At 71.8% G+C, this 3,868-nt stretch carries 2 protein-coding genes and 1 pseudogene; all 3 read left to right on the top strand.

Translation table 11 applies throughout. The features are described 5' to 3' along the window. Positions 1–259 (top strand): annotated as a pseudogene (locus NON22_RS21430) (hypothetical protein); the annotation flags it as partial. Between the two features lie 11 nt (positions 260–270). Beyond that, the gene (locus tag NON22_RS21425; protein WP_257389026.1) at positions 271–3,381 is read left to right on the top strand and encodes an efflux RND transporter permease subunit; all 3,111 of its coding nucleotides are present in this window, start codon (positions 271–273) and stop codon (positions 3,379–3,381) included. After that, positions 3,378–3,710 carry a DUF3240 family protein gene (locus NON22_RS21420; RefSeq protein ID WP_257389025.1) on the top strand — a complete coding sequence of 111 codons (333 nt, stop codon included), beginning with the start codon at positions 3,378–3,380 and terminating at the stop codon, positions 3,708–3,710. The genes NON22_RS21425 and NON22_RS21420 overlap by 4 nt, the downstream gene beginning before the upstream one ends. Positions 3,711–3,868 lie beyond the last annotated feature (158 nt).

Genomic DNA, 3,868 nt, shown 5'->3' with positions numbered 1-3,868 from the left:
CCTGCTGCTGCCCGCGCCGGCCGGCGCGGTATCGGTGCCGCCGGCGGCGCTGCTGCCGGCCGGCGACGGCCACGTGCTGTTCGTCGCCGACGACGCGGCCGACGGCACGCGTCTGCGCGCGGTCGCCGTGCACGTTCTCGGCGGCGACGAGACGGCCGCTGTCGTGACGCCGGCGAACCCGGCGGACAGGCTGAGCGCGGGCATGCGCGTCGTCACGCGCGGCACCGCACTGCTGAAATCGCTGCTGCCGCTGCACTGAGGCGACGGACCATGCTCTCGCGCCTCGTTGAATTCTCCTTGCGCCAGCGCGTGCTGGTGCTGCTGTGCGCGCTCGCGCTGGCCAGTGCGGGCATCGCCGCCTTCCTGCGCCTGCCCATCGATGCCTATCCCGACATTTCGCCGACCCAGGTCAAGCTGATCCTCAAGGCACCGGGCATGACGCCCGAGGAAGTGGAATCGCGCGTGATCGCGCCGCTGGAGATGGAGCTGCTCGGCGTGCCGCAGGGCGTGATGCTGCGCTCCGTCGCGAAATACGCGATCGCCGACATCACGCTCGACTTCGCCGCCGGCAGCGACATCTACTGGGCGCGCCAGCAGGTGGCCGAACGCTATGCCGCGGTCGCGGGCAACCTGCCGTCGGGTGTCGACGGCGGGCTCGCGCCGATCTCCACGCCGCTGTCGGACGTGTTCATGTTCACGATCGAAGGCGGCGGCCTGAGCCTGGCCGAACGCCGCAGCCTGCTCGACTGGACCCTGCGCCCGGCGCTGCGCACCCTGCCCGGCGTCGCCGACATCAACGTGCTCGGCGGCGAAGCCAGGAGCTTCGCGGTGGTGCCCGACCGATCGCGCCTGTCGGCCGCCGGCCTGCATTTCAGCGACGTCGTCGGCGCGATCACCCGCAACAACCGCAACGACGGCGCGGGCCGGCTCGAGGCCGGCGAGAACGCCCTGATCGTGCGCAGCGAAGGCGCGATCCGCGGCGCCGGCGATCTGCGCAACGTCGTGCTGCGCACCTCGGCCACGTCGCCGCCGGTGCGCATCGGCGACGTGGCCGAGGTGCGCGTCGAAGGCATGACGCGCTACGGCGCGGTGAGCCGCGACGGCCGGGGCGAAGCCGTCCAGGGCATCGTCGTCGCGCTGCGCGGCGCCGACGCCTCCACGCTCGTCGAAGCGATCCGGCTGCGCCTGGCCGAGCTCGCGACCAGCCTGCCGCCCGGCGTGACCGTGGTGCCGTTCTACGACCGCAGCACCCTGATCGCGCGCGCCGTCGGCACCGTGGAGAGCGCGCTCGTCGAGGCGACCGTACTCGTCGTCGTGCTGTTGCTGCTGTTCCTCGGCGGACTGCGCCCGGCGCTCGTCGTCGCGCTGATGCTGCCGCTGGCTGCGCTCGGCACCTTCCTGCTGATGCGCCTGGCCGGCATGAGCGCGAACCTCATGAGCCTCGGCGGGCTGGCCATCGCGATCGGCATGCTCGTGGACGCGGCCGTCGTCGTCGTCGAGAACGCGGTCAGCCGGCTCGACCCGCAGGCGCCCGGCGCGCATCTGCCGCGCCTGCACCGCGTGTTCGCGGCGGCGCGCGAAGTGGCCGTGCCGGTGGCCTCGGGCATCCTGATCATCTGCCTGACCTTCATGCCGCTGCTGACCCTGCAGGGCCTCGAAGGCAAGCTGTTCGCGCCGGTCGCGCTGACCATCGTGTTCGCGCTCGGCGTGTCGCTGCTGCTGTCGCTGACCCTGGTGCCGGTGCTGGCCTCGCTGCTGCTGCGGGAACACGCCCATGCCGAACCCTGGATCATGCGCTGGACGCAGCGCCTGTACCGGCCGCTGCTCGAACGCGCGCTCGCGCGTCCGCTGCAGGCGGCGACGCTCGCCGCCGCCGCACTGGCCGTCGGCGTGATCGCCTATCTCGGCACGGGCAAGGCCTTCCTGCCGACGATGGACGAAGGCGACATCCTGCTGCAGCTGCAGAAGCCGGCGTCGATCGGGCTGCGACGGTCCCTGGAGATCGATCTCGCCGTGCAGCAGGCCGTGACGGCGGCCGTGCCCGAGGTGCGGCACAGCATCGCGCGCGCCGGTTCCGACGAACTGGGCCTCGATCCGATGGGCCTGAACGAGACCGACATGTTCATGCAGCTCGCGCCGCGCGCGCAGTGGCGCAAGCCCGACAAGGAATGGCTCAGCGCCGAGATCCGCACGGCGATGGCCGCGTTCCCGGGCGTGGAATTCGGCTTCACCCAGCCGATCGAGATGCGCGTCGCCGAGATGCTGACGGGCAGCCGCGGCGACGTCGCGCTGAAGCTGTTCGGCCCCGATCTGCGCACCCTCGGCGAGCTGGCTCAGCGCATCGCCGCACGCATCGAGAAAGTGCCCGGCGCGCGCGACGTGCTGACCCAGGCCAGCGACAGCGTCGACTATCTGCAGGTCGTCGTGGACGCGCAGGCCGCCGGCCGCGCCGGTCTGGCCGTGACCGATGTGCAGGACGAACTGCGCGCGCAGCTCGAAGGCGTGCCGGCCGGGCTCGTGATCGAGCCGGACCGGCGCACGCCGATACTCGTGCGCGGCGATGCGCAGGTGCGCGGCTCCGCCGCGCGGTTCGCCGACCTGCGCCTGGCCCGCGGCGACGAAGGCGCGATACCGTTGACGGCCGTGGCGCGCGTCGCTAGCACCGAAGGTCCGGTACTCGTGCGCCGCGAGAACGGTTCGCGCTTCGCGCTGATCCAGTCCAACGTCAGCGGACGCGATCTCGTCGGCTTCGTCGACGAGGCGCGCGCCGCAGTCGCGCGCGACGTGCCGCTGCCGCCGGGCTACCGGCTGGAATGGGGCGGCCAGTTCGAGAACCAGCAGCGCGCCGCCGCACGTCTGGGTCTGGTCGTGCCGGTCGCGCTCGCACTGATCTTCTTCGTGCTATTCATGACCTTCGGTTCGCTGCGCCAGGCCCTGCTGATCCTCGGCAACGTGCCGTTCGCGCTGGTCGGCGGCATCGCCGCACTGTGGCTGTCGGGGCAGTACCTGTCGGTGCCGGCCTCGGTCGGCTTCATCGCGCTGCTCGGCATCGCCGTGCTCAACGGCCTCGTGCTGGTGACCTATTTCAACCAGCTGCACGCGCTGGGCCTGCCGATGGAAGAGATCGTGCGCGAAGGCGCACGGCGGCGGCTGCGTCCGGTGCTGATGACCGCCGCGATCACCGCGTTCGGACTCGTACCGCTGCTGCTGGCCAGCGGTCCGGGCTCGGAGATCCAGCGGCCGCTGGCCATCGTCGTGATCGGCGGACTGGTCAGCTCCACCGCGCTGACCTTGCTGTTGCTGCCGCTGCTCTACCGGCGCTTCGGCCAGCCCGCATCCGCCAAACCCGCGACGATATCCGCAATCGGGAGCACTGCATGAACGCGTGGAACGAAACGGCCGCGCCCGACCGGCAGGTGCGCCTGAATCTGGTGTTTCCGCCGAATCTGGAAGACGCCGTGACCGAAGCGCTGTTGGAAGACGTCACGTTGCCGGGCTTCACTCTGCTGCACGCCGAAGGACACAGCAGCGACTTCGCCCGCGCCACGGTGCGCGAGCAGGTGCGCGGCCGCGTGGATCGCCGCGTGCTGTGGGTCGTGATCCATCACGAGCGCCTCGACGGCGTGCTCGCCGCGCTGCGCCGGCGCATCGTCGCGGGCGATCTGCGCTGGTGGGTCGAGCCGGTGCTGGCCGGCGGGAGGCTGACATGAGCAAGACCCTGCATACCTTGTGCGCTCTCGCCTTGATCGCCGCGGCAGCACTGCCGGCGGCCGTGGCCGCCGAGGACTATCTGCCGCCCGACGCCGACGTCGCCGCGGCGATCGACGAGCAGGCCGTCGTGCGCGCGGCCGCGGCGCGCGTCGACGCG

This window comes from Tahibacter caeni (genome assembly GCF_024609805.1).
Lineage (GTDB): Bacteria > Pseudomonadota > Gammaproteobacteria > Xanthomonadales > Rhodanobacteraceae > Tahibacter > Tahibacter caeni.
The sequence above is the reverse complement of the archived record's forward strand: the minus strand, read 5'-3'. Positions and strand labels throughout refer to the sequence as shown.

Bases quoted from the DNA above. Each gene is read 5' to 3' on its own strand.
- NON22_RS21420 (WP_257389025.1), top strand. From the start codon at position 3,378: ATGAACGCGTGGAACGAAACGGCCGCGCCCGACCGGCAGGTGCGCCTG.
- NON22_RS21425 (WP_257389026.1), top strand. From the start codon at position 271: ATGCTCTCGCGCCTCGTTGAATTCTCCTTGCGCCAGCGCGTGCTGGTG.